3 protein-coding genes are annotated in these 3,794 nt (G+C 59.1%); all 3 read right to left on the reverse strand.

Annotated elements, in window-relative coordinates; genetic code table 11:
* Positions 1-555: 555 nt before the first annotated feature.
* Positions 556-693, reverse strand: coding sequence for a nucleotidyl transferase AbiEii/AbiGii toxin family protein (locus I6F36_RS40135; protein ID WP_225145770.1), 138 nt, complete (start codon positions 691-693; stop codon positions 556-558).
* Positions 694-1,417: 724 nt separating this feature from the next.
* A complete protein-coding gene (gene nopM / locus I6F36_RS38310) occupies positions 1,418-3,157 on the reverse strand; it encodes a T3SS effector NEL-type E3 ubiquitin ligase NopM (protein ID WP_225145771.1) in 1,740 nt (579 codons plus the stop codon).
* Between the two features lie 538 nt (positions 3,158-3,695).
* On the reverse strand, positions 3,696-3,794 hold a 99-nt coding region (locus I6F36_RS39970; protein ID WP_346656715.1), incomplete at its 5' end, for an IS3 family transposase.

Consider the following 3,794-nt stretch of genomic DNA (forward strand, 5'->3'; position numbering starts at 1 on the left):
GCCCCGCCCGCCCCTGCAGCGCGGCGTACTCCCGCATCCAGGCTCCTGAATCGAAGAATGGGTCAACCGGATCCATCCTGCTCTCCTCATGTTTGTATCGACTCTGCAGCAATCCATACGACCTGGATTACGGCGAGATAGCAGCTCGTTCAGATTCTCGATTGTTGTAGCCGCAACCTTTCAAAAAGCTGACGAGATCAGGATATTGCTGCGCGCGAGACCGGCGTCGCATCGGCGCCCGCCTGACGACGGACGGGGTCGTTCCAATTTTGCCGCACCTCTTCGCCGGTCTCGTGTTCGAGCCGACGAAATTGGTCGCCGGTGGATCGCCGAATTCAAGCATCACGGCGGGACTCACATAGGTGCTACCAGTCTCAATGGATCATACGTGACGAGCATCTTGTCGTCCTTGGCATCATTTTTGATAGTGAGCTTGTCCTGTTGTAGGCGTTCATTGATGACGCACAACGTCTTTTCCCCGACGCAGACCGGGAGGCGTTCTCGTGCCTTGGAGTTCCATTTTTGCTTTCACTGCAGTTCTGAGGGACCGAATTGTCATCGATTGTGTTTCGCCAGGTTCGGAGCTGTTGCTCGAATGCCGTATGTGAGATCCACGTCGTCCGGGAACCGGCGAACTGCGCCGTAAGCCTTGGAAAGGGACGTTCCGCCCTTGAAGACGAGATTCTCGCCCAGTGGCCACCAGCGCGTTCAGGCGTCAACGATCCAAACTTTTTTTTTCGGGAAGATGTGCAGGCCGTCCTGAGTTCGCAGCAGTAACGGTGAGCGCTTCTCGGGCTCGGATAGGTTTAAAGTTTATCCAGCACGCAGTTTGCTTACGGGCCTCGCAAGCCGAGTTGGCAATGAAGATCCGGCAGACTTCGATTCGATCACTTCAATCGGGCTTCGTCTTTGACTGAGGGACCAAAAGGTTTCTCGTGCAGTCTCGGGATCGCCGCGCTCGAGCGCGCGCACGACCTCACCGGCACGACGGCTTGCCATCGTAAGCTGCCAACGCGGTGCATGCTTGAACTAGAAAACTTGCTTGCCACGATGGAGCTCGCGGGAAGCCCCCGAAGTCAAATAAACCTGCCGAACAGTCAGCTACCTCGTCAAACCGAGTTGGTTGGCTGAGCCAGCGCCTGCGCAACCAATAATTTCACCGCTGCGCGCCTTGGTCTCCTGAACAACTTTTCGACCGACTGAGCTCTCATCCCGAAGCGGCTTTCGACGCGACGCAAATGCGCGTCGCCTCGCGCGCGGGAACTTTCGTCGCTCGGCAAGACCGAAAGGCCCTGATCGACGGCAGCGCACTTGCCAAGGTGCAAAAGCACCTTGGCAGCGATGAGTGAGGCTTCACTATCGATCTTTACGTATCGCCCGCAGAGCAATGAAATATCTCTGCGGCGGTTTGGGAGCCTCATAGTTTCAGGCCGCGCTCTGCGAGCACACGGTGCATGACCTCGCCTTTGATCTCGCCAGCGATCTCCTTTCGGACTTGGGCGCCGAGAACCCGCTCGGCATCCGGATCGCCCAGAAGACTACGCTCGGCCAGTCGCTGATCCAAGCGGGTTTGAAACTCCTCGCCCATGGCTTCGACGAGCCGGTCTCGCATCGCGGCATATTCGTCCGGAGCGATGCGCCTCAGCACCGTCTCCCAGGGTTGCCAGCGGCTTGCCATGTAGTCGGTGAACTGGCTTGCTTCCCGCCCCCGGACCAGGTTGAGCGCCTCCGTCGCATCATCATCGCTTACGTGAGAGACCGCCAGGAAGCGCATGTCAGGGGCGACATGACTGAGCTCCAGTGGCTCGCGCAGCCGATGTTGATAGGCCAGGTAGACTTCGATGTCGTCTACGTTCGGGTTGCCGTTGGCGAGCGAGTTGACCCTGTCGCGCGCGATCTCGTCCAACGCCTCCAAGCGGAAGGCGACACGGCCGCGCTGGATCAGATCGCCAAGCCGATCGTCATATACCCCGTCCTCGACGTCAGCGTTGAGGCGCGCGGTCTGCATACCATTCCAGTGCAAGGTGACACGATCCTCGCAGCTCGCGTTGGCCTCGGAAGCCTGCGCAAAGAACTGCTCGCGCAATGTCGGATTGGCGGCCGCCTGCCGCAGATCATCAGCCACTGCCTGCCGAAACCCGTCATTGCCGTAGTTCACAGTGGCTCGCAGGCTCTCCAGGAACTGTGCGTAGTCTTGGGCGCTGGGCTCATCCGCAAAGTGCTGCCATTCGCCCAGCGCGGCCGGGTCGTCTGCGAGCCAGTGTGCGGCAGCCTCATGCAGGGATTGCTGCGCAAGCTGCGGTGGCGCTTCAGGCGCCAGAGCGAGAACATCGTCCGGCAGCGGGTTATCCCAGAAGTCGAGGCTCTCCAGATGCGGGTAGTAGAGGCTATTATGCGGTACACGAGCTTCTAGAACACCTTCAGGCAGGTTGGTCAGCCGGTTACCGCTGACATTGAGTGATTGGAGCGTGCTCGGAAGAGGGTCGGGGAGGTTGGTCAATTGATTGCCGCTGACATTGAGTTCAATGAGCCACGAGGGGAGGGACTCGGGGATGTCGGTCAGCTGATTGCCACTGACCGCAAGCGCGGTGAGCCCGCTCGGGAGAGCGTCCGGTAAGCTGGTTAGCCGGTTGTCGTTTGCGTTCAGGATCTGCAGTCCGGCCGGGAGGTTTGCCGGCAGACTGGTCAACCTGTTATCAGCGACCTCCAGCTCAGAGAGGGTTGCCGGAAGATCGTCCGGCAAACTGGTCAAGCGATTATGGCTAATGAGAAGATGCTGGAGACCGGGTGGGAATATAGCGGGCAGGCTGCTTAGCTCGTTGTGCCTGGCGCGCAGTTCCAGCAATCTTGGCGGCAGTGCGGCGGGCAGAGCGGTCAGCGAGAGGGAGGACAAATCGAGCGAGTGCGAACCTGTGTTATCCGAATTCCTGATTCGTCTGCGCCCCTGTCGCCTATTCTCGGCTTCGCCCTGCCCCTCTTCGGCAACCCAATTGTCCAGGATCTGCGCGCGCGCGGAGGCTGGGGTCCGATACCCTGTCAAGGTTTCGACCAAATTCGCCACGGCACGATTGAAGCCGCCGACGTAGCTTTCCTGGTCCGCGTCTTCAGAAGGCGCGGAGGAAGAAGCTGCACTCCACTGCGCCTGTCCGGTGTTCATCAATTTCTCCATTGTCAGAACAAGAATCCCCCGCTTCTCAAGCTCGCGAGGCAGGTGGTTGCGCAGCGCAATGGTCATTCGACCGCCCGTGCACGTGCTCTGCGGCTCCCGCCCGGCTTAAGTGGGTGCACGTTCACACGAGCCCGACCGCGGCAAATCGATCGATACTGCTGCGAGCTTGCTGCCTTTCGTTGACAGTTAAGTCCGGTAGGACAGTCAACGGGGTAGCGTAACGTTCTGCTGTTAGTAGGCCTACCTGTCGATCAGCTGACGAGTGCCGCTGCAGAACCTCAGAGTTGCTCAGTTCGCTCCTGATGAGCGAAGCAATCCAGCTTGCGGGTGAACCGGTCAAGCTTCGCAAAGACCAGCTCGACATCGACTGCCTAGGCATTTGAGAGGGGCGCCCTGAACGTGGTCGTTCGGACCGCCTGCCCCCTTGGTTTTCAGCTACTCGGCCGAAAAGGCTCCGCTGGCCGCCCTTGAGATAAAGCACCATCGCCGGCTCTGAGGTGATCTTCCCCCGAAAAAATGGACAGGGTTAAGCTGCTTTTAGCTCCATCTCGATCGGGCTGATATAGCCGATGGCGGAGTGACGACGCTTTCGATTGTAGAAGCCCTCGATGTAAGCAAAGATATC

The organism is Bradyrhizobium sp. BRP19, from assembly GCF_020194195.1.
Lineage (GTDB): Bacteria > Pseudomonadota > Alphaproteobacteria > Rhizobiales > Xanthobacteraceae > Bradyrhizobium > Bradyrhizobium yuanmingense.

Coding starts and splice junctions, on each gene's coding strand:
- nopM (WP_225145771.1), bottom strand. CDS start 3,157: ATGAACACCGGACAGGCGCAGTGGAGTGCAGCTTCTTCCTCCGCGCCT.